Annotated in this window: 32 protein-coding genes; 25 read left to right on the top strand and 7 right to left on the bottom strand. The window is 41.4% G+C overall.

Features of this window, described 5'->3' with window-relative positions; genetic code table 11:
- Positions 1-186, bottom strand: a 186-nt coding sequence (locus tag ACWIUE_RS11065; protein WP_454136828.1) for a hypothetical protein, incomplete at its 3' end; no start/stop codon positions are given.
- Positions 187-264: 78 nt separating this feature from the next.
- Between ACWIUE_RS11065 and ACWIUE_RS11060 the strand changes: the two genes are divergently transcribed.
- From ACWIUE_RS11060 to ACWIUE_RS11030, 7 genes are all read left to right on the top strand, one after another.
- Positions 265-1,779, top strand: a complete 1,515-nt coding sequence (locus ACWIUE_RS11060; protein WP_454136827.1) for an anthranilate synthase component I family protein — start codon at positions 265-267, stop codon at positions 1,777-1,779.
- Positions 1,780-1,785: 6 nt separating this feature from the next.
- The gene (locus ACWIUE_RS11055; protein WP_454136826.1) at positions 1,786-2,064 is read left to right on the top strand and encodes a hypothetical protein; all 279 of its coding nucleotides are present in this window, start codon (positions 1,786-1,788) and stop codon (positions 2,062-2,064) included.
- 63 nt (positions 2,065-2,127) lie between these two features.
- The gene (locus tag ACWIUE_RS11050; RefSeq protein WP_454136825.1) at positions 2,128-2,346 is read left to right on the top strand and encodes a hypothetical protein; all 219 of its coding nucleotides are present in this window, start codon (positions 2,128-2,130) and stop codon (positions 2,344-2,346) included.
- Positions 2,347-2,565, top strand: a complete 219-nt coding sequence (locus tag ACWIUE_RS11045) for a hypothetical protein (protein WP_454136824.1) — start codon at positions 2,347-2,349, stop codon at positions 2,563-2,565. It begins immediately after the preceding gene.
- Positions 2,562-5,087: a replication restart helicase PriA gene (gene priA, locus ACWIUE_RS11040; protein ID WP_454136823.1), complete on the top strand. Its 2,526-nt coding sequence runs from the start codon at positions 2,562-2,564 to the stop codon at positions 5,085-5,087. Before ACWIUE_RS11045 ends, priA begins: the two co-directional genes overlap by 4 nt.
- Positions 5,088-5,127: 40 nt before the next feature.
- The gene (locus ACWIUE_RS11035) at positions 5,128-5,685 is read left to right on the top strand and encodes a hypothetical protein (RefSeq protein ID WP_454136822.1); all 558 of its coding nucleotides are present in this window, start codon (positions 5,128-5,130) and stop codon (positions 5,683-5,685) included.
- Between the two features lie 186 nt (positions 5,686-5,871).
- Positions 5,872-6,072 (top strand): hypothetical protein, encoded by a 201-nt coding sequence (locus tag ACWIUE_RS11030; RefSeq protein WP_454136821.1) that lies wholly within the window; start codon positions 5,872-5,874, stop codon positions 6,070-6,072.
- Here ACWIUE_RS11030 and ACWIUE_RS11025 read toward each other — a convergent pair.
- Positions 6,044-6,166 (bottom strand): hypothetical protein, encoded by a 123-nt coding sequence (locus ACWIUE_RS11025; protein ID WP_454136820.1) that lies wholly within the window; start codon positions 6,164-6,166, stop codon positions 6,044-6,046. The two genes, ACWIUE_RS11030 and ACWIUE_RS11025, sit on opposite strands and share 29 nt — an antisense overlap.
- Positions 6,138-6,386: a hypothetical protein gene (locus ACWIUE_RS11020; RefSeq protein ID WP_454136819.1), complete on the bottom strand. Its 249-nt coding sequence runs from the start codon at positions 6,384-6,386 to the stop codon at positions 6,138-6,140. Before ACWIUE_RS11020 ends, ACWIUE_RS11025 begins: the two co-directional genes overlap by 29 nt.
- Here ACWIUE_RS11020 and ACWIUE_RS11015 point away from each other — a divergent pair.
- Complete coding sequence (locus ACWIUE_RS11015) at positions 6,364-6,591, top strand: hypothetical protein (RefSeq protein ID WP_454136818.1); 228 nt, start codon at positions 6,364-6,366, stop codon at positions 6,589-6,591. The two genes, ACWIUE_RS11020 and ACWIUE_RS11015, sit on opposite strands and share 23 nt — an antisense overlap.
- On the opposite strand, the gene ACWIUE_RS11010 is transcribed toward ACWIUE_RS11015, so the two are convergent.
- The gene (locus tag ACWIUE_RS11010) at positions 6,553-6,807 is read right to left on the bottom strand and encodes a hypothetical protein (RefSeq protein WP_454136817.1); all 255 of its coding nucleotides are present in this window, start codon (positions 6,805-6,807) and stop codon (positions 6,553-6,555) included. The genes ACWIUE_RS11015 and ACWIUE_RS11010 overlap by 39 nt on opposite strands.
- Before the next feature lie 85 nt (positions 6,808-6,892).
- Here ACWIUE_RS11010 and ACWIUE_RS11005 point away from each other — a divergent pair, with 85 nt between their 5' ends.
- From ACWIUE_RS11005 to ACWIUE_RS10960, 10 genes are read left to right on the top strand one after another with little or no spacing between them, the layout of a single operon-like run.
- Positions 6,893-8,803 carry a hypothetical protein gene (locus tag ACWIUE_RS11005; protein WP_454136816.1) on the top strand — a complete coding sequence of 637 codons (1,911 nt, stop codon included), beginning with the start codon at positions 6,893-6,895 and terminating at the stop codon, positions 8,801-8,803.
- 28 nt (positions 8,804-8,831) lie between these two features.
- Positions 8,832-9,899 carry a UDP-glucose 4-epimerase GalE gene (galE, locus tag ACWIUE_RS11000; RefSeq protein WP_454136814.1) on the top strand — a complete coding sequence of 356 codons (1,068 nt, stop codon included), beginning with the start codon at positions 8,832-8,834 and terminating at the stop codon, positions 9,897-9,899.
- 10 nt (positions 9,900-9,909) lie between these two features.
- Positions 9,910-11,484, top strand: a complete 1,575-nt coding sequence (locus tag ACWIUE_RS10995) for an FAD-dependent oxidoreductase (RefSeq protein ID WP_454136813.1) — start codon at positions 9,910-9,912, stop codon at positions 11,482-11,484.
- 50 nt (positions 11,485-11,534) lie between these two features.
- Positions 11,535-11,852: a hypothetical protein gene (locus tag ACWIUE_RS10990; protein WP_454136811.1), complete on the top strand. Its 318-nt coding sequence runs from the start codon at positions 11,535-11,537 to the stop codon at positions 11,850-11,852.
- Positions 11,842-12,090: a type II toxin-antitoxin system RelE family toxin gene (locus ACWIUE_RS10985; protein ID WP_454136810.1), complete on the top strand. Its 249-nt coding sequence runs from the start codon at positions 11,842-11,844 to the stop codon at positions 12,088-12,090. Before ACWIUE_RS10990 ends, ACWIUE_RS10985 begins: the two co-directional genes overlap by 11 nt.
- Before the next feature lie 53 nt (positions 12,091-12,143).
- Positions 12,144-13,100, top strand: coding sequence for a UDP-glucuronic acid decarboxylase family protein (locus ACWIUE_RS10980; protein WP_454136808.1), 957 nt, complete (start codon positions 12,144-12,146; stop codon positions 13,098-13,100).
- On the top strand, positions 13,091-14,416 hold the full coding sequence (locus ACWIUE_RS10975; protein WP_454136807.1) for a UDP-glucose dehydrogenase family protein: 1,326 nt from the start codon (positions 13,091-13,093) through the stop codon (positions 14,414-14,416). The genes ACWIUE_RS10980 and ACWIUE_RS10975 overlap by 10 nt, the downstream gene beginning before the upstream one ends.
- A complete protein-coding gene (locus ACWIUE_RS10970) occupies positions 14,413-14,859 on the top strand; it encodes a hypothetical protein (protein WP_454136806.1) in 447 nt (148 codons plus the stop codon). The genes ACWIUE_RS10975 and ACWIUE_RS10970 overlap by 4 nt, the downstream gene beginning before the upstream one ends.
- Positions 14,771-16,723: a hypothetical protein gene (locus ACWIUE_RS10965; protein WP_454136805.1), complete on the top strand. Its 1,953-nt coding sequence runs from the start codon at positions 14,771-14,773 to the stop codon at positions 16,721-16,723. Before ACWIUE_RS10970 ends, ACWIUE_RS10965 begins: the two co-directional genes overlap by 89 nt.
- Entirely contained in the window at positions 16,704-17,744 is a 1,041-nt protein-coding gene (locus ACWIUE_RS10960) for a glycosyl transferase family 90 (protein ID WP_454136804.1), read from the top strand. Before ACWIUE_RS10965 ends, ACWIUE_RS10960 begins: the two co-directional genes overlap by 20 nt.
- A gap of 50 nt (positions 17,745-17,794) precedes the next feature.
- Here ACWIUE_RS10960 and ACWIUE_RS10955 read toward each other — a convergent pair whose 3' ends face one another.
- A complete protein-coding gene (locus tag ACWIUE_RS10955; protein WP_454136803.1) occupies positions 17,795-17,923 on the bottom strand; it encodes a hypothetical protein in 129 nt (42 codons plus the stop codon).
- On the opposite strand from ACWIUE_RS10955, the gene ACWIUE_RS10950 reads away from it, so the two are divergent.
- The 5 genes from ACWIUE_RS10950 to ACWIUE_RS10930 are packed head-to-tail and all read left to right on the top strand — an operon-like array spanning position 17,922 to position 22,170.
- Complete coding sequence (locus tag ACWIUE_RS10950; protein ID WP_454136829.1) at positions 17,922-18,629, top strand: glycosyltransferase family 2 protein; 708 nt, start codon at positions 17,922-17,924, stop codon at positions 18,627-18,629. The two genes, ACWIUE_RS10955 and ACWIUE_RS10950, sit on opposite strands and share 2 nt — an antisense overlap.
- Before the next feature lie 4 nt (positions 18,630-18,633).
- Complete coding sequence (locus ACWIUE_RS10945; protein WP_454136801.1) at positions 18,634-21,093, top strand: LIC_10190 family membrane protein; 2,460 nt, start codon at positions 18,634-18,636, stop codon at positions 21,091-21,093.
- Entirely contained in the window at positions 21,090-21,449 is a 360-nt protein-coding gene (locus ACWIUE_RS10940; RefSeq protein ID WP_454136800.1) for a hypothetical protein, read from the top strand. Before ACWIUE_RS10945 ends, ACWIUE_RS10940 begins: the two co-directional genes overlap by 4 nt.
- The gene (locus ACWIUE_RS10935) at positions 21,395-21,787 is read left to right on the top strand and encodes a class I SAM-dependent methyltransferase (protein WP_454136799.1); all 393 of its coding nucleotides are present in this window, start codon (positions 21,395-21,397) and stop codon (positions 21,785-21,787) included. Before ACWIUE_RS10940 ends, ACWIUE_RS10935 begins: the two co-directional genes overlap by 55 nt.
- A gap of 14 nt (positions 21,788-21,801) precedes the next feature.
- Complete coding sequence (locus ACWIUE_RS10930) at positions 21,802-22,170, top strand: GtrA family protein (RefSeq protein WP_454136798.1); 369 nt, start codon at positions 21,802-21,804, stop codon at positions 22,168-22,170.
- On the opposite strand, the gene ACWIUE_RS10925 is transcribed toward ACWIUE_RS10930, so the two are convergent.
- Complete coding sequence (locus ACWIUE_RS10925; protein ID WP_454136797.1) at positions 22,167-23,096, bottom strand: TIGR02757 family protein; 930 nt, start codon at positions 23,094-23,096, stop codon at positions 22,167-22,169. The two genes, ACWIUE_RS10930 and ACWIUE_RS10925, sit on opposite strands and share 4 nt — an antisense overlap.
- Positions 23,097-23,173: 77 nt before the next feature.
- Between ACWIUE_RS10925 and ACWIUE_RS10920 the strand changes: the two genes are divergently transcribed.
- Entirely contained in the window at positions 23,174-23,857 is a 684-nt protein-coding gene (locus ACWIUE_RS10920) for a hypothetical protein (protein ID WP_454136796.1), read from the top strand.
- Between the two features lie 45 nt (positions 23,858-23,902).
- A complete protein-coding gene (locus tag ACWIUE_RS10915; RefSeq protein ID WP_454136795.1) occupies positions 23,903-24,070 on the top strand; it encodes a hypothetical protein in 168 nt (55 codons plus the stop codon).
- A gap of 231 nt (positions 24,071-24,301) precedes the next feature.
- Here the strand turns inward: ACWIUE_RS10915 and ACWIUE_RS10910 are convergent, their stop codons facing one another.
- A complete protein-coding gene (locus tag ACWIUE_RS10910) occupies positions 24,302-24,586 on the bottom strand; it encodes a hypothetical protein (protein ID WP_454136794.1) in 285 nt (94 codons plus the stop codon).
- Positions 24,587-24,726: the final 140 nt, after the last annotated feature.

The following is a 24,726-nucleotide window of genomic DNA, read 5'->3' as shown; positions in this document are numbered from 1 at the left end:
CCCATCGAGCGGATTTCCACCGCCATAAGTGGTAAATATTTCGGTGCTTTTTTGATAAATTAGCGCAAAATATCCCAAATCATCCAAATTCGGCGCATAGCGCGAGAATGCAACCAAAACAACGCAATAAAATGCGATGAAAAAATAGACTTTGCTTTGCCAAAATATTCGCATAAAATTTTGCATTTGCCCTCCGTAAAAAGGCGTATTTTAACAAAAAATCATTATAATTTCGCGCAAAAATCACCGCCAAAAGGAAGCAAAATGTATCCAAAAATCGATGAAATTCGCGCGATTCCAAATATCCGCGATTACAAGCGCGTAAGCGTGGCGATGGAGTTTTTGAGCGATTTTATCACGCCTATTGAGGCGATGCGGATTTTGAAGTCGCACTCCACGCATACATTTTTGTTAGAAAGCGTGGAGGATAGGAAGCAGTGGGGGCGGTGGAGCTTTTTAGGATTTAAACCAAAATTAGAAATCACCGCGCGGGGCGAATGCGTCTATCTAAACGGCGCAGAATCTCCCGCACACAAGGGCAATCCAAACGCACTAATCCGCGAGATTTTGCGTGAGTATAAAAGTCCAAAAATTGATGAGTTGCCCCCATTTTGTGGCGGACTTGTGGGATATTTTTCATACTCATATTTGCGATACAGCGAGGCAAAAGTCGATAAAATGTTTGCAGATTCTGCGAATCGTGTGAAAAACGCAGAATCTAGCGCAGAATCCGCCCCATTTAACGACATTGATTTAATGCTCTTTGATTCGCTAATCGCCTTTGATAATTTGCGCCAAAAAATCGTCCTTATCACAAATATCGCCCTAAATGATTTGGAAAATGCCTACAACAAGGCGCAAATCAATCTCAAATCTTTGCAAGATATTCTCACAAAGCGCACTCCATTAGGCGCGATTCCGCAGCCATCGCCACTAAATCTCACAAGTAAATTCACACCTGATTTCACGCAGGACGCATTTTGCGCTATGGTAGAACGCGCAAAGGGCTACATTAAAGAGGGTGACATTTTTCAAGTGGTGCTTTCAAACCCGCTCCGCGCACACGCAAAGGGCAGTCTCTTTGATACTTATCGAATTCTGCGCTCCACAAATCCTTCGCCCTATATGTTTTATTTTAGTAGCGATTGTATCGAAATGGCGGGAGCTTCGCCTGAAACGCTTGTAAAATTGCAAAATGAAACGCTTTATACTTATCCGCTTGCTGGTTCGCGTCCTCGTGGGGCAAATGAGCGCGAGGATGAGGCATTAGAGCGCGAACTTTTGAGCGATGAAAAAGAATGCGCGGAGCATAATATGCTAGTTGATTTGGGGCGAAATGACATTGGCAAAGTCGCTAAAATCGGCTCTGTGGCGGTGGAAAAATATATGCAAGTTGTCCGCTACTCGCATATTATGCACATCGCTTCTTGCGTAAAGGGCGAGATTTGCGATGATTTAGACGCTCTTGATGCCATTAGCGCGGTGCTACCTGCGGGGACGCTTGTCGGTGCGCCAAAGATTCGCGCGTGTGAGATTATAAACGAGCTAGAAAAAAGTCCGCGAGGTGTGTATGGCGGGGCGATTGGGTATTTGGATTTTAGCGGAAATATGGATAGTTGCATTGCCATTCGCCTCGTGTATAAAAAGGGCGATGAGCTTGTGGTGCGCTCGGGGGCGGGGATTGTGAGCGATAGTGTGGCGGAGAATGAGCACACGGAGTGTTTAAATAAGGCGAAAGCAGTGCTAAATGCGATAAACCAAGCAAACGGCGGAATTTAGCGCAATTTGTTCTGGGGTATGCAATTTGCGCCGTTTTCGCACAAAATTTCGCTCAATGAACCCATCAGTTCTATTTCGCTCATTTTGCGCAAAAACGGCGCAAAGCCACACCGCCATTACTTCGATGGTTGCTTCGCTACGCTCGCAAATCCTGCGGATTGTGATTTGCGTTGCGAATCAAAAGTCAAAAAAATCCGTCATTGCGAGTCCTTGCCAAAGGCAAGGGCGAAGCAATCCAAGATTCTGCAATTAACGCAGAATCTGCCCCCAAAATTCGCATTTTAAAAAATCGCATAAAATTATAATTTTTTTGCTACAATTTCACATTTTGTTTATAAAGGATTGAAAATGAGTATTTTAGAGCGACTATCACAGCGAATTGACGAACTTCTGCAACGATTAAGCGAGCAAGGCAAGGAAATTGAGAGTTTGCGCTTGGAAAATAGTGCGCTAAATAGCGAAAAAGCAGAGAAAGACAAGCAGATAAATGCCCTTTATGAGGAACTTGCCTCGCGCGACCGCTCGTATGAAAATCTTATCGATAAAATCGATGAAGCAAGCAAATAAGTGGATTCCAAACTCAATATAAACCTGCTAATTTCTGGCAAAAAAATACAGGTTAATATCGCTAGCATCAATAAACGCGCAAAAAGCGAGATAGAAAATGTGCTATCTGCGCGCGATGTGGATGTAAAAGATATTTTGAAAGCATATATCCAAAAGTGCCAAGAATACGCGGAGATGGAGGATAGATTGCAAGATTTGATTGGCAAAATGGAGCGATGAACTATTACAAAATCGCTCCCCTGCGACTGAAACTCCCACCGCTAATTTACAAATCCCCCACACACTTGCAAAAAAACAGCATTGTAAAAATCTCCATAAAAAATAAAATTGTGCTTGGAATTGTGCTAGATTCTGCGTCAAAACCAAACTTTGAGTGCGAAGTAGCGGAGCAAAGTGAGTTTTTTTTGACGGAAAATCAAGCGATTTTGGGGCGATTTGTGGCGAGTTATTATTGCGTGAGCGAGGGCGTGGCGTTTGGCATTATGGTGCTTGGGAAATGTGGCGATTCGCCTTTGGAGACGCAAAATTTGCCTTTGGAGGCGTTTGATTTGCATTTGGGTAGTCACTCCGTAGATTTGGCGACTCGCAGGGCAGAATTTGCAAATACAGATTCTGCGAAAGGCAGAATCTCGCACAAAAACGCAGAATCTACGCTCATTTCGTCATTGCGAGGCGCACGGAGCGAAGCGAGTGCAACGAAGCAATCTATAAAAAAATCAAATCCGTGCGAAGCACCAAAAACTTTTTTAGATTCTGCGAATTTTGGCGAATTTAAAAATATTTGTCTGACTTCGCGAAGCGAAATATCTCTTTTGGATTCTGCGAATCCGTCACCAAAACACTTTTTGAAGTTCATTTCTTTTTCGCAAAAAGGGCTGCACCCCCCTACCCCGCTCCCCCCTACGCGCCAAAAAGCAGCCGCTTTTTCGCTTTTAGGGGGGAGAGCCTCGCATTCTCCGCTTCTAGCAAAAAATCGGCGGTTGCACTACTGCAACCTTGAATCCGATTTTTTGCACCACGAAGCGGGCGAGATTAAGGGTGCTGACGCACAATTTTTAGATTGCCACGAAAATTCTTGCGAATTTTCTCGCAATGACGAAATTATCGCAGATTCTGCGAATCGTGCAAAATTCGCAGAATCTAACGCAATTTTGCAGAATCTAAACGCAGAATCTAATGCAAAATTCGCAGAATCTCCCCTAGATTCTGCGGATTTGCCACGATTATCGTGCGCTCAGCAAGGCGCATTAGATTTTATCTTCTCCCACCCAAAAACTCTGCTTTTTGGCGACACGGGCAGCGGGAAAACGGAGATTTACATAAACGCCATTTGCGCCACCATCGCAAAAAATCAAAGCACGATATTTCTAATGCCGGAAATCGCGCTAACTCCGCAAATGGAGAGGCGATTAAAGGGCGTATTTGGGGATTTAGTCTGCATTTGGCACTCAAAAATCAGCAAGGCAAAAAAGGAAGCGATTTTGGCAAATTTAGATTCTGCGAAAATCATCGCCGGAGCGCGTAGTGCGCTATTTTTGCCTGTGAAAAATTTGGGGTTGATTATCGTTGATGAAGAGCACGATGAGGCGTATAAAAGTAGCACTTCGCCACGCTACAATGCCCGTGATTTGGCGATATTTTTGGCGCAAAAGCAAAACATTCGCCTAATTTTGGGCAGTGCTACGCCTAGTTTGAATAGTTATTATAATTTTTCACGCGAAAATGCGCTCTTTCGCCTTCGTGGCGGGTATTTTGCGGGGGAGAGGAAAATCAGTTTTGATGATGAGATGCTATCGCAAAATATGCTTGATAAAATCAAAACTACGCTAGAAAGCAAACGCCAAATCATCGTTTTTGTCCCAATTCGCGGGAATTTTAAGGTGTTGCAATGCGTGAGTTGCGGGGGCGGGATAAAGTGCGAAAATTGCGCGATAAATTTGAGTTTGCACTCCAAAAGAAATGCGCTTATTTGCCACCACTGCGGATTTGCAAAACCTTTTTTTGACAAACGGACAACTTGCCAAAGTTGCGGTGGCGATGAATTTCGCGCACTAAAAATCGGCACGCAAGAGATTTGCAAACAACTGCAAAATCACTTCCCACACGCAAAAATCGCCATTTTTGATAGGGATGAGATAAAGAGCGAGGGCAAAATGCGCCGTATTTTGGGCGAGTTTAGTGATAAAAAAATCGACATTTTAGTCGGCACGCAGATGATTAGCAAGGGGCACGATTATCACAACGCCGCGCTTGTGGCGATTTTTGGCATTGATGCGTTGCTAAATAGTAGCGATTTTCGCGCGTATGAAAGGGCGGTAAGTCTATTGGTGCAGATTGCGGGGCGCACGGGGCGGAAAAGTGATGGCGAGGTGGTGATAGAGACGAAAAATGCGAAGTTTTTCACGCGCTTTATGGATGATTATGAAAAATTTTTAAAATTTGAGTTGCAAAATAGGGCGAATTTATATCCGCCATTCCGTAGAATCGCCCTGCTCATCGCGCAAAACAAAGATGAAAGCAAAGCAAAAAATATTTTGCAAAACGCCAAAAAAATAGTAGAATCCGCCCAAAAAAATATCGAAATAATCGGACTTAGCAAAGCACCCATCGAGCGCATAGAAGGGCGTTGGCGGTATTTTTTATTACTCCGCGCAAAAAGTGCAAAAGAGTTGATTGGCGCAGTGTCGCTTTGTAAAAATCTGCCTTTGACAATCGATATCGACCCGCAGCAGGTGGTTTAGGCGGTTTGCTCTGTGTCTATTTTTGGAGTTTGGGCGATTTTTGAGAGATATTTTGGGTGATTTTTGGAGTTTGGGCGATTTTGAATGCAGATTTGAGTTTAGAAAAATTTTGGAGGGAAGTGTGAAAATCCACATTTTGGTGCAATCACCGCTTTTGCAAAGGACGCTTGAAGGGTATTTGGGCGATTATGTGAGCGATTTTGATGAGTGCGAGTTCGTCATCGCGGATTGCGTGGATGAGGGCATTAGCAAACCCATCTGCCTTGTGGGATTTGATGAAAATGCTGATATTTTGCGTCCTATTTATAAGGAAACGCTGATGCGCTCTTTGGCGCGATTTAACGCGAATTTGAAGGAAATCGCCCGCATTGATAAGGGCAAGTTTGAGAATATTTTGGATTTGGGCGAGTTAAGCAAACTGCGTGAATCGCTTGATTTAATCAATGGCGTGGAGGATTGCGCGCCAAAAGATTCTGCGAAAAGCGAGATAAAAAAAGAGATTGAAAAGGAAATAAAAAAAGAGATTGAAAATATCGTCCAAGACTTCAAAACCCGCCTTTATGGCATTCTAGCGCAGAATCTAAACGCAGAATCTTAATGTAAAAATCGCAGAATCTGCCCCCACGCCGTCATTGCGAGGCACAAAGTGCCGAAGCAATCCAAGATTCTGCGACTCGCACAAAAATCGCAGAATCTAATAAAAATAACAAATCAATAACCAAAAAGCAAATCAATGCAGATTCGTTACAAGTAAGCGATTCGCCTAAAACGCAGATTCTCCCTAATGGATTGCCACGATTTTGCTACGCAAAATCTCGCAATGACGGAAAAAATACAGAAAATCGCAGAATCTGCCCCCCCCCACCACTTCGTCATTGCGAGGCACAAAGTGCCGAAGCAATCCAAGATTCTGCGAATCGCACTTCATTTTGTCATTTTGAGCAAAGCGAAAAATCTCATTTTAAATTCTGCAATTCTGCGTTAGATTCTGCGTTTTTTGCACGAATCGCAGAATCTGCAATAGTTTCGCCATTTTTATCATTTGATTCGCTAGATTCTTTTCGCAAAAAGGGCTGCACCCCCGCTCCGCTCCCCCCCCCCCCCGACTATTAAATTGTGTCCCCAAAAGCTACCGCTTTTCGCTTTTAGGGGGAGGGCTCTCGCTTTATCCGCTTCTAACAAAAAATCGGCGGTTGCACTACTGCTCGTTTGAATCCGATTTTTTGCACCACGAAGCGGGCGAGATTCGGGTGCTTCGCACGGATTTGATTTTATTGTGGATTGCCACGAAGTCGCCACAAGTGCGACTTCTCGCAATGACAAAATGGAAAGCGAAAATTCACACAATCTCGCAATGACGGAAAAAAGGCAAATTCTAGATTCTGCGAATCAAACAAAAAACGCAGAATCTCATACGAAAATTACCCACCCCCTAAATCCCCCTCCGCAAGGGAGGGGGAACTTTTTAGATTCTGCGAAGCGCACAAAATGTTGCAGAATCTAACGCAATTTCACAGAATCTTGGCGCAGAATCGCAGAATCTTAATGCAAAAATCGCCAAAATAATCCGCTTTATTTTTCGCATTTTTTGATATAATTCGCGCTTTTTAAAATCACTAAAAGGAAATTTATGAAAATCACATCTCTCATAAACGGGGGGGGGGGGGAAATCGCTCTCTAACTCGTCATAATCGAACTCGCCATAATCTAACTCCCGCAAAATCTCCGCTTTTTATAAATCAGCTTTGCTTCGCTACATTTGCGCTTCGCTTCGCAATCACAAGGCGCATTTCAAGGATTTGCCGATGAAATGGGCGATTTTAGTGGCAAATCTTAAAAAATCTTGTAGCAAAAAATCTAAAAATAGAGATTTTTCGCCTACGGCTCAAAACGACAATTTTGGCGCACAAGATTCTGCGCCTACGGATGACACTTTTGGCGCACAAGATTCTGCGCCTACGGACGACAATTTTGGCGCAAATCAAAATGACAATTTTGGCGCGCGAGATTCTGCGATTTATAAAAAATCTCAACGAGATTCTGCACTTTACAAAAAATCTCAAAAAATAAATCCCAAAGACTACGCATTTTTAGCATTCGCATTTGCGCTTTGCGCTGGGATTTGCGCTTTTAGCTTTTGGCTAGGGTTTCCGGGATTTCATATCATCGGCGATACTTATAACTCCATCGCACTCGCGAAAAACAATTGGCATCCCGTGTTTATCGCATATATTTTGCAAGGACTTTATATTATCTTTGGCAAAAATCTATATTATCTCTTTTTGTTTAACCTCGTGCCGTTTTATTTGGGGATTTGGTTTTTAATCGCTGGATTTTATTTGCGCTTTAAAAATCCATTTGCGTTGCTTCTAATTTTCCCCACATTTATTGGCAATATCTACTTTCAAAATTTCATTCAATATCATAGTTTTGCGCTGCCGATGATGGTATTTTGCATTTATGCGTTGCTTTTATTTCTCATTTTCGCAGAATCTAAATGCCATAAAATCATCAAAAAGTCTCTTTGGATTTTGCTTTTTACTCTAATGTTTTTTGCGATTTTGTGGCGACATAATGCGATTTTTAGCGTGTATCCTGCGTTTTTTGTTATTATTTATTTGTTTTTGCAAAATCGCAATTTAGATTCTGCGATATTTTGCAAATTTGGCACAAAACTCATCATTTTAAGCGCGATTTTGTGCCTAGCAGTTGTGATTTTCATCCCAAAAGTTTTGCAAACTAGCAAAAGTCACGCAGCAAATCATCCATTTTTACACCAAATCGCAGGGGCTTGTGTCCCCGCAAATGACGAAAATTGCTTTAAAAAAGAGTGGTATTATCCGCATAAAAATTTTAGCGATGTGGTGGCACTTTATGAAAAATATCCGCTAAATGCCGACCCGATGAATGTAACTTGGGCGTATGATGATGAGCGACCATTTTTACCGCAAGAATTAAAGGGGCTAAAAACGCAGTGGTTAAGGGCGATTGCGAAGTATCCACTTAATTTTTTGCGCCACGAAGCAAGGTTTTTCAAGGCAATGTGGTGGCAAAATCCCGCGTGGATGTTTGATGCGAAAAAAATGCAAGAAAAGGCAACACACGAATGGCATATTTCGGTAGTGGGCGGATTTAAAGAAGCGCAAAGAAGCGTTAATTTTTCGCCTTTGAGAGAGAAAATCTACACATTTCTTTACAACCACAAAATCTTACTAAATCACGCTTGGGGCGTGGGTGTGGGATTTGTGATTTTAATGCTTTCAAGTGCGATTTTGTGGAGGGGGCGAAAGGATATTTTTGCAGATTCTGCGAAACTTATAAATTCACATAAAAATGCAGAATCTGAATTGAATTCTACCCACCCCCTGCACCACCCTAGCGCAAGGGAGGGGGAATCTTTGGATTGCCACGACTTGCAAGCAAGTCTCGCAATGACGAAAAAAATGCAAAATTTCGCAGAATCTCACCAAAATCACACGAAATTCGCAGAATCTGCCCTAGATTCTGCGATTTTCACAAATAATGCGCTTTTAATATTTTGCTTTGCAGTGAGTTTTGCGACTTTTTGGAGTGCATTTTTCATCGCTGCATTTTCGCCCGTGCCTGAAACGCGCTATATGTCGCCTATTTTGCCATTAAGCATAGTTGCGCTAGTGGGATTTGTAGGATTTATAGCAGATTCTGCGAAGCGCAAAAATCGCGTGAATTTTATTTGAAATTTTTAGGAATTTCAAAGTAGCAAAGATGAATGAAAAATACATTTTAATCACAGGCGGGGCGGGATATATCGGCTCTTGTGTAAATGCAATGCTAAATACGCTTGGATTTCGCACGATTGTGGTGGATAGTTTGGTTTATGGGCATAAAGAAGCGTTGGATTTTAGGCTTTTGGATTCAAATATATATGAATTTTTCAAAAAAGCTAATATTTTGGCAAAAGGTGCAAATCTAACAAATCAAAACACTACTACATTTATCAAAGCGGATTTGGGCGATAGATTCGCGCTAAAAGAGATTTTTGCAAAGTATGACATCTCGTGCGTTTTGCATTTTGCGGCGTTTGCGTATGTAGGGGAGAGCGTGATAAATCCCGCAAAATACTACGCAAACAATGTCGCAAACTCGCTAAATCTTTTAGAATCTATGCGCGAAGTGGGCGTCAAAAATATCATTTTTAGCTCCACTTGCGCCACTTATGGTGTGCCACTTGAATTGCCTATTAGCGAAACCCACCCGCAAAATCCTATCAATCCTTATGGGCGAAGTAAGCTAATGATAGAGCAGATTTTGGCTGATTATGCAAATGCTTATGGGCTAAAATATGTCGCCTTGCGATATTTTAACGCCGCTGGGGCGAGTAATTTTTTTGACATTGGCGAATCTCATAGCCCTGAAACGCACTTAATCCCGCTAGTTTTGCAAACTGCGCTTAAAAAGCGCGAATCTATTAGTATTTTTGGCGTTGATTATAAAACGCGCGATGGTAGCTGTGTGAGAGATTTTATCCACATTGATGATTTGGCAAGCGCACATATTTTGGCAATGCAATATTTGGAGCAAAATGACAAAAGCGAAGTGTTTAATTTAGGCAATGGGGCTGGGTTTTCTGTGCTAGAAGTGCTACAAAAAGCAAGGGAAATCACAAATAGCGAAATTCCTTGCATTTACGAATCACGCAGAAGTGGCGACCCTGCGGAGCTAGTAGGAAGCGCGAAAAAGGCAAAGGCGATTTTAAGATGGAATCCTGTATTTTACGATTTGGATTCGATTTTAAAAAGCGCGTTTGCGTGGCATAAAAATGAGCGATATTAAGGGGGCAAAAATGGCAAAAAAAGTTTTGATTATCGGCGCAGGTGTGGCGGGATTGAGTGCGGGGCGAGTTTTGGCTGAAAATGGCTATGAGGTAGAAATCTATGAAGTGGATTCGAGCGTGGGCGGAATGAGCAAAAGCCTAAATATGTTTAATCAAATCGTAGATATTGGACCGCATAGATTTTTTAGCAAAGATGAGCGGTTAAATGACTTTTGGAGTGCGCACACAAACGGGCAGAGCGAAAAAGTTAGTCGCTTAACGCGAATCTTTTATAACAAAAAATTCTTTTATTATCCACTGCGCGGATTTGACGCTCTTTTTAAGCTAGGGATTATCGAATCCGCGCTTTGTGTGCTGAGCTTTATAAAGGCAAAGATTAAGCCGTTTCGCGGAGATAGTTTTGAAAGCTGGGTGGCAAATGCCTTTGGCTACCGACTTTATAGTATATTTTTCAAATCCTACACACAAAAACTTTGGGGCATTGAATGCAAGGATTTGGATAGCGACTTTGCAAGACAACGAATCAAAGGACTAAATTTATATGAAGCAATCAAAAGCGCGTTTTTTGGCGATAAAAGCAAAAAACACAAAACGCTAGTTGATGAATTTAGCTATCCCAAAAAAGGCTGTGGTGTGGTGTATGAAAATATGGCAAAAGAGATTATTTCGCGTGGCGGGAAAATTATCTGCAATGCGGAAGTGCAAGGCATAATCACAAAGGATAAAAAAGCCATTGGGATTCGCACCAAAAATGGCGCAATTTATGGCGATATAGTGATTTCTACCGCGCCATTTAGGGATATGGTGATGAGTTTAGATGAGTTGGATTCTGCGATAAAAGATTTGGCACAAAGGCTAAAATTTCGCAATACGATTTTGGTGTATGTGGAGATTGGCGATAAAATAGACTGCCAAAACGCAGAATCTGAGAATAAAAAACAGACTTCGCGCGGAAGTATTTTGGATGAGAAATCGGGGTTGCGTAGCCACGAGCAAGGAAATAGGACTAATGCGTCCATTGACGAAGCGAGTGGCAAGTCTCCACGATTTATCGCCAAAAGACAACGCGCACAAAAGACAAATCTATTTAGTGATAATTGGATTTATGTGCATTCAAAAAATATCACCACAGGCAGAATCACAAACTTTGCAAATTGGACAAAAGATTTGCGCTGTGGCAGAAGTGAGAGTATTTTATGTTTAGAATATTGGGCAAATGATGATGAGCGATTGTGGAATCTAAGCGATGATGAGATTATAAAAATCGCCAAAAATGATTTATTAGATTCTGCGATAATCGCAGAATCTAGCCAAATCAAACGCACACAAACGCTTAAAATCCACAAATCTTATCCCGTGTATGAGCGCGGTTATAAGGCGAATCTAAATCAAATTTATGACGCGCTAGATAAATTCAGCGATTTGTATTTCATCGGGCGCAACGGCGCATTTAAATACAACAATCAAGACCATAGTTTGCTAATGGGACTAAAATGCGCAGATAAAATTTTAGGACAAAAATCGCTAAATCTTTGGGAAATAAACACGGATTACGATTACCAAGAGGGCAAAATTGCTAAATAGATTTGCGAATTTATTGTATAATTTTGCATTTAGTTATGAAAGGAATAGCAATGAAATCTATAATAGATTATGAAAAATACGCAAATATGTCGCACAAACAGCTACTAAATTCGCTTACAAGCACCCAAAAAAAAGAGCAAAAAATTAGCGAAAAATTAAAAGATACGCGCAATTTGATTGCTTTTTTACAATCAAAAGTCAAAATAAAGGCTAAAAATAATGCAAATAAATCGCAGTTTGTGGCTTATAAAGATTCGCAATCTTACAAAATTGCACGGCAAAGAGAAAATTTACGCACACCAAAAGAGCAAAACACATTAGCAAAAGAAGTCGAATCGCTAATCAATAAGGGCTATGATGAGCTATGAAATAATCATCAAAAAACAAGTCGATAAATTGCTAAAAAATCTATCCAAATCCGCACCACGTGAGTTTGATAGAATTGATTATTTTTTAAATAATACGCTATCACTAAGCGACAATCCTTGCAAATTGCCTAATGCGAGGCGTTTGAAAGGGTTTGATGACAATCGCTATCGATGGCGAATTGGCGAATATTTATTGGCATTGTCAAAAACGGCACATTTAAAATCATTGAGATTATAAAAATTGACAAAAGAGATGATTCCACATATAAGGGATTGTAAAGGGAGATAAAAATGACATATAAAAAAGTTTTGGTTACAGGTGGGGCGGGATTTTTAGGTTCGCATTTGTGCGATAGGCTTATAGAGCGGGGCGATGAAGTGCTTTGCGTGGATAATCTTTTCACAGGCACAAAGGCAAATATCGCCCACTTGCTATCTCACCCGCGCTTTGAATTTATGCGCCACGACATCACTTTTCCGCTGTATGTGGAAGTCGATGAGATTTATAATTTAGCTTGTCCTGCAAGTCCTATTCACTATCAATTCGACCCTGTGCAAACGACAAAGACTTCTGTGGTAGGCGCGATAAATATGCTAGGACTTGCAAAGCGCGTAAAGGCAAAGATTCTCCAAGCCTCCACTAGCGAAGTTTATGGCGACCCTGAGATTCACCCGCAAGTTGAATCCTATCGTGGCTGTGTCAATCCTATCGGGATTCGCGCTTGTTATGATGAGGGCAAAAGGTGCGCTGAAACGCTATTTTTTGACTATCATCGTCAGCACAAACTCCCCATAAAAGTTATGCGAATCTTTAATACTTATGGGACGCGAATGCACCCAAATGACGGGCGCGTGGTGAGCAATTTTATCATTCAAGCGTTGCGCGGGGAGGACATTAGCATTTATGGCGATGGGACTCAAACGCGCAGTTTTTGCTATGTCGATGATTTGATAGATGGAATGATAAAGCTAATGGATTCGCGCATCGATTTCACGGGACCTGTGAATATTGGCAATCCTAGCGAATTTAGCATACTTGAACTTGCAAATGAGATTTTGCGCCTGACAAATTCTAAATCAAAGCTTATTTTTCACCCACTCCCGCAAGATGACCCAAAACAGCGAAAACCAGACATTACACTAGCGCAAAAAGAGTTAGATTGGAGTCCAAAAGTCGCGCTAAAAGATGGCTTAAAGCATACGATTGAATATTTTGAAACTATCTTAAAGGATAACAAATGCAAATAACCATAATCGGCAGTGGCTATGTGGGGCTTGTAGCGGGGGCGTGTTTTGCACAAATGGGCAACTCTGTGATTTGCCTTGATATTGATGAGCGCAAAATTGCGAATCTAAAAAACGGCATTATCCCCATTTATGAGCCAAATCTAAGCGAAATGATAAAAGAAAATCTATCCAAAAATACGATGAGATTCACCACCGATAAGCGCGAAGCATTGCAAAAGGCAGAAGTGATTTTTATCGCCGTTGGCACACCTATGGGCGATGATGGGAGCGCGGATTTGCGCTTTGTGAAAAGCGTGGCGCAGGATATTGGAGGGATTATCGAAAAATATTGCGTGGTGGTGGATAAAAGCACCGTTCCTGTCGGCACGGCAAGGGTTGTGCGGGGCATAATAGATGGCGAATTAAAAAAGCGCGGATTGCAAATCGACTTTGATGTCGTTAGCAACCCAGAGTTTTTAAAAGAAGGCGTAGCAATAAAAGACTTTATGAGCCCTGATAGAGTGGTGATTGGGGCAGATTCGCAAAAGGCATTAGAGATTATGCGCTCACTATATGCGCCATTTTTGGTAAAAAGCGATAGATTTATCGCTATGAGCGTAGAATCTGCCGAAATGACAAAATACGCCGCAAATTCGCTACTTGCCACCAAAATCAGCTTTATAAACGAAATGAGCCAAATTTGTGAGCGCATAGGCGCAGATATAAACGATGTGCGTTTAGGCATAGGCTCAGATTCGCGAATCGGATATAGCTTCATCTATCCGGGCTGCGGCTATGGCGGGAGTTGCTTCCCCAAAGATATAAAGGCATTAGAAAAAACCGCAATCGACAACGGCTACACGCCCAAAATCTTACAGGCGATTCAAGCCGTAAATGAATCCCAAAAAATGCTTTTGGTAGAGAAAATCATCGCAAAATTTGGTGCGAATCTAAAAGACAAAATCTTTGCGATTTGGGGATTGGCATTCAAACCAGAAACCGATGATATGAGAGAGGCAAGCTCGCTTACGCTAATAAACGCGCTTGTAAAAAATGGCGCGAAAATCCGCTGTTTTGACCCAAAGGCAATGAATCAAGCGAAGTTTTATTTGAAAAATGTGCTAGATTCACTTGAATTTTGCGATGATAAATATAGCGCATTAGATTCAGCAGACGCGCTTGTTTTGCTAACTGAGTGGAGAGAGTTTAGAAGTCCAGATTTTAAGCAAATCGCAAATAGACTTAAAAATCCCATAATCTTTGATGGGCGCAATATTTGGAGGCATTTTGATTTGAGTGGCTTTGAGTATCATCAAATCGGGGTAAAAAAACGATGACTTTCCCCGCAAAGCGGGATTTGGCAAAAGATTTGGCAATCGCGCTAATTTTAGCGATAATTGCGCTGATTTTATGCTATGCAAAAGTCATTGATGGGTGGCATTTTTGGAGCGATGATTCTGCGTATATTTCACAGGCAATCGCCCTAGCGCAAGGCAAAAGCGCGGATTATATCAATGATAATGCCTTTATGATGACAAAAAGCGATTGGTTGATTGGACCAAGTGCGTATCCGTGGGGATTTCCGGCGTTACTTGCAATCGCATATAAAATCTTTGGACTAAATATCATCGCCCTAAAAATGGTAAATATCCTTTGCTACGCTATATTTGTGGGGATTTTTTATATGTTTTGTGGCCACGCAAATTCGCAGAATCTACGCCATTTTTGCCACGCTATTTTTCGCGCTAAATCCCTATATGACTTACTTTGTGGCAAATGATATGCTAAGCGATGTTTGCTTTTTGCTATTTTGCTTTTGTGCGATTATTATTTTGGCAAAGTTATTTGGCAACTCTAAAAATCCCCACTATCTTGCAAATGGAGAGCAAAACGCAGAATCTGCGCTAGATTCTGCGAATCGAACGAAAAACGCAGAATCTAAAATAGATTCGTCATTGCGAGATTCTGCGTTTAACGCAGAATTGTGGCAATTCGCAGAATTTGCGAGCGAAGCGAAGCAATCATCCAAATCAATTTGTCATTTTGAGCGAAGCGAAAAATCTCTTTTTAGATTCTGCGATTCTGCGATAAAATTGCCGTTTTTTGATTTAGATTCGCTTTCTTTTTCGCAAAAGGGCTGCACCCCCCTCCCCGCTCCCCCTACGCGCCAAAAGCTGCCGCTTTTCGCTTTTAGGGGGAGGGCTCTCGCTTTTTCCGCTTCTAGCAAAAAATCGGCGGGTGGCACTACTGCACCCTTTGCTCCCGATTTTTTGCACCACGAAGCGGGCGAGATTAAGGGTGCTTCGCACGGATTAGATTTTAATTTGGATTGCCACGATTTGACTTCGTCAAATCTCGCAATGACGGAAAATAACGCATTAGATTCTGCGTTTCAAACGAAAAATGCAGAATCTCACATAAAAACGCGGAATCTAGATTCTGTGAATAAAATACAAAACGCAGAATCTAGCGCAATTTCGCAGAATCTAATCGCAGAATCTAAAATAAAAATTACCCACCCCCTAGCCCCTTCCGCAAGGGAGGGGGAAGAAAAACACAAATCCGCAAGGGAGGGGGAATCTAGTGGCATTTTCATCGCCATTTTTGGCGGAATTTTTATGCTTTTTAGCGCAACGATTCGCATAAATGGATTTGTGATTTTATGCGCGCTAATGGCAATGCAAGGGATTCTTTTGGCAAAGCACTTTGCGCCACGAATTTTCAAACTCCGCGCATTTCGTCTCTTAAACTACATAAATTCGCCCTACTCGTGGCAAATCCACGCCATTCCTTATGCGATTTTTGCACTTGGATTTATGCTAATTGCACTCAATCTATCAAGTGGCACAAGCGGGCATTTTGGCGAGTTAGCGCATATTTCCATCCCACGCATCGCGCAGAATCTGCTTTCTTATTCGCTGCGATTTAATCAATTTTTTGATTTAGGTGCGTTTGATTTTGCGATTTTGGCGTTGTGCTTGTTGCCATTTCTTTTGCGTGGGATTTTTGATAAATTCGCAGAATCTATGGCAGATTCTGCGAAAAATGCGCTAGATTCTGCGATTTCATCAAGTGCATTTTTCTTAATATTTTACTTTGGATATTTTGCGCTATTGCTTTTGTGGATGGAGACTTTTGGCGTGCGATTTGTCCTCCCGCTTGTGCCGTTTTTGCTATTTTGGACTTTTAGCGGGATTGCCAAAAGTAGGAAATTTTATAGATTTGCAATTAGCGTCATTTTGCTGTTGATTTTGGGGAGTTTTTTGCACTTAAATTATTTGGATATATCGCTTAAAAACTCGGTGGGTAGGACTTCAAACATAAATGCCGGAACTTATTCAAAAGAGTCGCTTGAAGTCTTTGAAATTATAAGGCAAAAAATACCGCAAAATGCCATAATAATCTCGCTAAAACCCCGCGCGCTGTATTTAAATACGCACAGAATCGGATTTGCCACAGGCGATGAGGGGCGATTGAGCGAGGCGGATTTCGTCCTTTGGAGTGCGGAATATGAGCAGTTAAATATTTTTAATGCCGATTTTCAAAGCAAAACAACGCTAATTTTTGAAAATAGCGAATGGAAACTTTTTAAGGTGCTAAAAGGTGCTAAAATATGGAGGCAAAATGGCGCGTTTGAAAAATAACTATCTTTTTTACAATCTAAAAGGCATCGCTAGAATGCTAACGCCGTTTTTTATCTTGCCATTAAATAGAGAGAAAATCTTGCGCGATTTAGAGAAACGCGATGATTTGGACTACATAAAAAAGCGCGTGGATTACTACTGCCAAATGAGCGAAAAAATCACGCTAGATTCAGAGGCAAAAACGCTTGATTTTCTGCGATGGACGCACAAAAAGACCGTGTATTTTTTTGATACTTATGAATATGCGCGGTATTTTCCGCAAAATTTTAGGGCGCATTTTGCCTTTGGCGATGTGAATTATTTTTTACAAAAACCATCTTTTACAAAATCTCGCCCGATTCGCGCATATTATGAAAAGTCGTTTGAATCTACGAAAAACGCAAATGGGGGGGGGCAAAATAGATTGAAAAACGCAGAATCTACGCTAGATTCTGCGAACTCTACCTTGCTAAATATGGCAAAGATTCGCCATTTTACATTCATAAACGACACTTACGCATTTGAAGATAAAATCTCCAAACTTTTCTATCGCGGAGGGATTTATCAACCGCATCGAACGCGCTTTTTTGAAAAATATTTCGCCAATCCGCGCTGTGATTTGGGGCACACGGGGAGCAAAAGCATTCACCGCGCGTGGCAAAAGCCCAAAGTCGGCATTGCAAAGCATTTGCCTTATAAGTTTTTGCTGTCTTTGGAGGGCAATGATGTGGCGAGTAATTTGAAGTGGGTGATGAGCTCAAACTCCCTTGCCATCGCGCCAAAGATGAAGTTTGAGACTTGGTTTATGGAGGGGCTACTTAAAGGCGGGGAGCATTTTGTGGAGATTAGCGAGGATTACAGCGATTTGGAGGATAAGTTAGAGTATTTTGCCACGCACCCACGCGAGGCAAAGGACATTATTCACAACGCGCACGAATATGTAGCGCAGTTTTTTGACAAAAAGCGCGAGGCGATAATCTCGCTATTAGTTTTAGAAAAATACTTTTATTTCACGGGACAAATTGAATCCTTGCGGATTTGAAAGCGCAGAATCTAAAAATTTTGCTATAATTTGCGTTTTTATTTTAAGATTTAAGGAAGCAAAAATGCAAAGCATTTATATGAAATCCCCCCCCCCCAAATCGCGCTAGATTCTGCGAATTTAGATTCTGCACCATCAGATTCTGCGAATTTAGATTCTGCGAATAAAACTCTCTCCATAATTATCCCCGTTTTCAACGAAAAGGCGACCATTGAAAGCATTCTAAAAGTCATCTGCGCTGTAAAAATCGCCTATCAAAAGGAAGTCATAATCATCGATGATTGCAGCACTGATGGCACAAGCGCACTATTAAAAGACTTAGAAAAAAGCGACTTTGCAACTATCAGCAAAATGGCGCATTTTAAAGTCATCTATCATAGCAAAAATCAAGGCAAGGGCGCGGCACTTCGCAGTGGCATATCGCACGCTAGCGGTGATTTGGTGCTAATCCAAGATGCAGATTTGGAATACGACCCAAATGAATATCCAAAACTACTCGCGCCATTTGAGCGAGGCGTGGCGGATGTGGTTTATGGTTCTAGATTTGTGAGTGGTGCTTCACATCGTGTGCTTTATTTTTGGCATAGAATGGGAAATGGACTTCTTACGCTGTTTTCAAATATGATGACAAATCTAAATTTGACGGATATGGAGACTTGCTATAAGGTGTTTAGGCGCGAGATTATCCAAAGTATCGCAATTAGGGAAAATCGCTTCGGTTTTGAACCAGAAATCACCGCTAAAATCGCCAAAATCAAAGGCATTCGCATTTATGAAGTCGGCATAAGTTACTACGGGCGCACCTATGAGGAAGGTAAGAAAATCGGCGTAAAGGACGGATTTCGTGCGCTGTGGGCGATTGTGAAATATAAATTTAGGGGGTGAAGGTATGGAGTGGTTTTTTGTGGATTTGAAAATTGCTTTTATGCTATTTTTGTGGATAATTGCGTGTGTGGGGTGCGGATGGGTTGTTTTATCTTTTGCAATGCGGTTTTTTGTGGCGAAGCAAGGCAGTCATTTAAATTTAGATTCTGCGATTTTAGATTCTGCGAATCAAACTAAAATCGCAGAATCTAATAAAAATCAATCGTGCGAAGCACCCAAATCTCGCCCGCTTCGTGGTGCAAAAAATCGGTTTCAAGCGAGCAGTAGTGCGAGTGCCGATTTTTTGCTAGAAGCGGAGAAGCGAGGCACTCCCCCTAAAAGCGAAAAGCGGCAGCTTTTGGCGCGTAGGGGGAGCGGGGTGGGGGGGGGTGCAGCCCTTTTGCGAGAAAAAACTAGCGAATCTAATCCAAAAAATGACAAAAATATCGCAGATTCTGCAAATAAAATGAAAAACGCAGAATCTAGTGCAAAAAATCCGTCATTGCGAGGCGCACGAAGCGAAGCGAGTGCAACGAAGCAATCCAAAAATAACAAAATGGATTGCCACGAAGTCGCCACAAGTGCGACTTCTCGCAATGACGAAATGGAAAGCAAAAATTCACAAAATCTCGCAATGGCAAAAACAAAAACGCCAGATTCTGCGTTTTTTGATGATTTAGCGTTAAAAGTGCCATTTTCGCTTTTATGTGGAATGATATTTTTTACTTTTTTAACCTCGCTAATTCATCTATTTTTCCCCATAAATGCGTTTGTTAGCATTGTTTTTCTCACATTTGGCATTTTTGCATTTTGGCGAAAAATCCGCGATTTTCAACTTTTAAATTTAAAAGTTTTATTTAGCGCAAGTGTGGCGTTTTTCGCCGTTGTGGTGCTTAGTTTTTTCCACGATTCTATCGGCGATTCGGTAAATTATCACATCCAAATTGTCTCTTACATTCAGGCGGAAAATCTTATTTTTGGGTTAGGAAATATCCACGGGCGACTTGGGTTTAATGGCATTATTTATAATTTTTACGCACTTACGGATGTAAGTCAAATTTTCCCTGCGCTACGCAGTTTTATCGCAAATGAGATTGTTTATTTTGCGTTAATTTTTAGTGCGATTTATATTTTGGTGACTAAAAATTTTGCCAAATTTCACTTGCTTTTTATCGTGTGTAGCGTTATTCCATTTAGTTTTATTTTGAAGTGGGCGGAGTTTAATGCCCTTTATTGCGAGGGTGTGGGTGCGGTTTTTGGCATTTTTATTTTTAGTGCTTTGCTTTATAATTTAGCGCAAAATTCGCAGAATCTCCCCCAAATTTCGCAGAATCTATCGCAGAATCTCCCCCAAAATCGCTTCATCGCATTGCTTTTTATAATTAGCGTTTTTGCTACGATGATAAAGATTGCAAATTTCGCGCTAGTGCTTGCTGTGGCGATAACTTTCATTTATTTAAATCGCAGTTTTTATCGCCCAAAATTTTATAGAGCGTATTTTTTGCTTGGCATTTTTTGCCTTATTTTTTGCCTACCTTGGGCGATAAAGGGCATTGCCACAAGCGGGATGATTGCCTATCCTGCGAGTGTGGGATTTTTCAAATCGCTTCCTTTTGCGGTGAGTGAGGCGCAGAGAGAAAGTGAAGTGTGCTGGATTATGAGCTGGGCAAGGGCGCCGGGGCAAAATTGCGTGGAGGTCTTGCAAACAAGTGCGTGGATGGTGGATTGGTTTAGTATGAAAACGCGCTACTTTGGGTATTTTAAGCATTTTGTTTATCACTTTTTGGCGTCACTTGCGCTGTTTTTGTGCCTTTATTTTTATAACAAAATGCGAAAAAAATGCGTAGAATCTACCCCTGCGTCGTCATTGCGAGGCACAAAGTGCCAAAGCAATCTATTAGATTCTGCGTTTGGAGTGGCGTTTGTGGGTGTTGTGGTGGGGATATTATTTTGGTTTTATGCGGGACCAGACCCAAGATTTGGAATGGTGTATATTTTCCCGCTTGTGGGACTTTTTATGGCGTATAATATTTCACAGATTAAAATCGCAGAATCTCCCCGCACAAAGGCACTTTTTGCGATTTTATTTATCGCTACGCTTTTTCCATTTTGGAAACTTACGCGCGATATGTATATGATTTTGATTATATTTTGTTTGCTATTTCCTAGTGCGATTTTAGGGGCGAAAATACGGCGCATTTACCTTGTGCTACTTATTATTTTGACATTTGTGAGTGTGCCAAATATGTTTCGCGATAGACTTGGAGCGATAAAGCAAAATCCAAAAGTCCTGCCCATCTTTGCCAAAAAGCAAATTAGCGATTTTGGCGTGGAGATTTATCATCGAAGCGATAGCGCAAAAGATGGTTACGAAGCATTCACCTACGAACCGCGCCCGATGACGCCTTATTCTACCCATCAAATCAAAGAAACGCGCTTTTTAGGGCGCAAGGCATATATTAACGCAAAAAAGGATGAGAGATGAAAGAGGGATTTTTAGATAGATTTTTGCGCCAAATGCGCCTTAGGCAAATCAAACCGCATTTAAGCGAGTTTGCAAATCCGCGTGTGCTTGATGTGGGGTGCGGATGGGAGGCGAAGTTATTGCGAGAGATTGAACCCTTTATCGCGCAAGGCATTGGTATTGATTTCAAAGCACCTGATATTCAAACTGCGAAATTGCGGACTTTTAGTTATTTTTTTGAAAAAAAGGGCGAGATTAAGGGTGCTTTGCACGATGATTTCGAAGATTCTGCACTTTTAGATTCTGCAAACGGGGGGGGGATTTGTATAAAAGTTTGCATAAACGCTTGCATAAACGCTCACATAAAGGCAAGTTAGTTTCACTGCCTTTTAAAGATGAGAGTTTTGAAATCGTGTGTATGTTAGCAGTTTTGGAGCATTTGAATCATCCGCTTTTGATGTTAAAAGAAATAAAGCGAGTTTTGAAGGCAAATGGTATTTTGCTTTTGAGTGTCCCATCTCACGCGGCAAAACCGATTTTAGAATTTTTATCTTATAAATTAAAATTGATTGATGAAGCAGAGATAAGAGACCATAAGCGATATTACAACAAGGCGGATTTGGCGCGGTATGCGGAGTTTGCGGGGTTAAAAATGGAGGGGCATTATTATTTTCAGTGCGGATTTAATAATTTTGCTAAAATGCGAAAAATTTAAGTGCGTGGAGCAAAGTGGAAAAGTTATTTAAATATGTGCTTGTGGGCGGAAGCGCGGCGATTATCAATTGGATTGTGTTTTTTGTATGCGTGGAGATTTGCGCTTTGCATTATTTAGGTGGCGGATTTTTGGCGTTTATCGTTGCGACTTTGTGGAATTTTATTTTGGCGCGAAAGTTTATTTTTACCCCAAAGCACTCGCTTTTAAAGGAAAGTGCGCTGATTTATTTGGTGAGTTTTGCGGGACTTTGCATTGATATTTTGGTGCTTTATGTTTGCGTGGATGTGCTTAAAATTCCTGCGATGGTGGGTAAGATTTTTGCGAGCGGCGTGGCATTTTTATTTAATTTTAATGTGCGGAATTTTGTCATTTATAAAAATTAAAGCATTTTTTCCTGTCCCAAGCGATAGAGTGCAAAGTCGTATTTTACGGGGTCATCAGCGCAGAATCTGCCTAAATTTGCCGTGATTTCAAGGGCGGAGCGCAAATCATAACTTTTGCGCTTCAAAAGTCCTAATTTTTGTGAGAGGCGAAAAGTGTGCGTATCAAGGGGCAAAATCAAATCCGCGCTTGATACTTCGCCCCAAAATCCAAAGTCAATATTATCCTTGCGAACCATCCATCGCAGAAATAAATTCCATCGTTTGAGTGGCGATGAGTGGGCGTTTGTCGCCCTTTGCCCGATGAGAAATTTTAGTCCGTGCGGGAGAGTGGGCGAAGTTTGGGGAGATTTTGTGAGATTCTGCGAATTTTTGCGAGATTTTGCGAGATTCTGCGAATGTGTGAGATTTGGCGAAATTATTTGATTTTTTAGCGCAGAATCTAGCGCGAAAATCATCGCATTTATACCGCAAATGACGGGAGATTCTGCGATTTTCGCAGAATCTGTGGGATTTTTCGCTTCAAAAGCAGGGTTAAATTTCGCAGAATCTAACTGCAATTTCGCATTTTTATACGCATTTGCAAAAATGCGTTTTATCCCGCCACGCGCGATTATTTCGCTTAATGCCAAAAATAGCATTTTTATATCTTCGCTTCTTTGAAAGCGGTAATGCGGGAATTTAGCGCGCAAAATCGCATTTTTATCGCCCAAAATTTTAAAGTCCAAATTTAATAGCGTCTTTAAAATCTGCTTTGCATTGCCATACGCCAAAAGTGCGCACACAACGGCGATTTCATCCACAAAATCATATTTTTTCTCCACCGCCTTTTTTAGCGCAAAAAGCGGGTCTGGTTTATCCTCACTCAACTCAAAGTCCGTATTTCGCGCGTTGTAGTGATAATCTAGCAGTTTTTTTAAATCTCTCATTTTGCCCCCAAAAATTTTAAAAATTATAATATTTTATGATAAAATCCGCTTTTTAAAATCAAAAAAAGGCACTTTCAATGAAAAAAATTATCTGCATTTTGATGCTATTTTGCGCATTTTCTCACGCAAACTACGCAAACAAGCAAGAGCAAGTCGAGAAATTCGTCTATATCGAGGCACTTTATGGATTTGGCGGGATGATAAAACCCTATGATATTTATTTGCACGATGTGCAAGCGCGCATATTTTTCCCCACGACAGGCGCGATGCACGAACTTTTGGCGCGAGGGTCATTCTCACAAGATAAGCAAAAAAGTGGCATAAAACATAATGGATGGGAGGCGGAATATCGCATTGGGATGCGGTTAGATGAGCATTTTAAGAGTTTGGGGACGATGCTTGGTAGTGCGTATATTGGACTTGGGTATCAAAATTTATCGCACAACACGGGCGGAGCGATGAAAAATCTGCATTTGATTTATTTCCCGCTTGGCGCGTGGGGGGAGGAAAGTCTCGGCGAGGGGGCGATAATGTCGATGATGCGCCTGCGCTGGGGACTAAATACGAAAATGATATTTTTGAATAACTACAACAGCGAGGGCAAGTTGAAGGGGAATTTTCTCTTTGGACTGAAAGTGCATCTTGGCGTGGGCGTGAAAATAATGCAGAGTGCGGATATTTTCGCGCAAGGATTTTTTCAATGGAATTTACCGCTGAAAAAGACGCAGGTGTGGGGATTGGAAGTGGGAATGCAGTTTTAGATTTGAGTGAATGTTGGTGGTGAATCGTAGAAATTAGCGCGGATTTTGTCATTGCGAGAAAATCGCAGAATCTGCCCTATTTTCTCAGAATCTAGTGTGCTAAATTTCGTCATTGCGAGGCGAATTTTGATTCGCCGAAGCAATCCACATATTCCGTCATTGCGAGAAAATGCGTCTTTGACGCAAAATCGCAGAATTTGGCATTATTTTTAAAGTAAAATCGCAGAATCTAGCGTTATTTTTCCCCTCCCTTGCGGAGGGGGATTAAGGGGGTGGGTAATTTTTATTTTAGATTCTGCGAATTTCGCAGAATCTGGGCACTAAAAAAGTCAAAAATTCGCAGAATCTAGTATGCTAAATTTCGTCATTGCGAGAAAATCCGCAAGGATTTTCGTGGCAATCTATGTTTTTTAGTTTAGATTCTGCTGTTTTGTGTGTTTTCCGTCATTGTGAGGCGAATCTTGATTTGCCGAAGCAATCCACACATTCCGTCATTGCGAGAATGGACGAAGTCCATTCGTGGCAATCTAAAAATCCCACGCCGTCATTGCGAACGAGCAAAGAATCTCTTTTTAGATTCTGCGATTCGCACGAAAAATATATGAATTTAATAAAAAATACGAAAATCGCAGAATCTACGAGATTTTCGCCACTTTCAGCATTTGATTCACTTATTTCTTTTCGCAAAAAGGGCTGCACCCCCCGCCCCCGCTCCGCTCCCCCAATCATTTAATTGTGTTCCCAAAAAGCAGCCGCTTTTTCGCTTTTAGGGGGAGTGCCTCGCTTATCCGCTTCTAGCAAAAAATCGGCGGTTGCACTACTGCAACCTTGAATCCGATTTTTTGCACCACGAAGCGGGCGAGATTCGG

The organism is Helicobacter sp. 23-1045, from assembly GCF_053654655.1.
The sequence above is the reverse complement of the archived record's forward strand: the minus strand, read 5'-3'. Positions and strand labels throughout refer to the sequence as shown.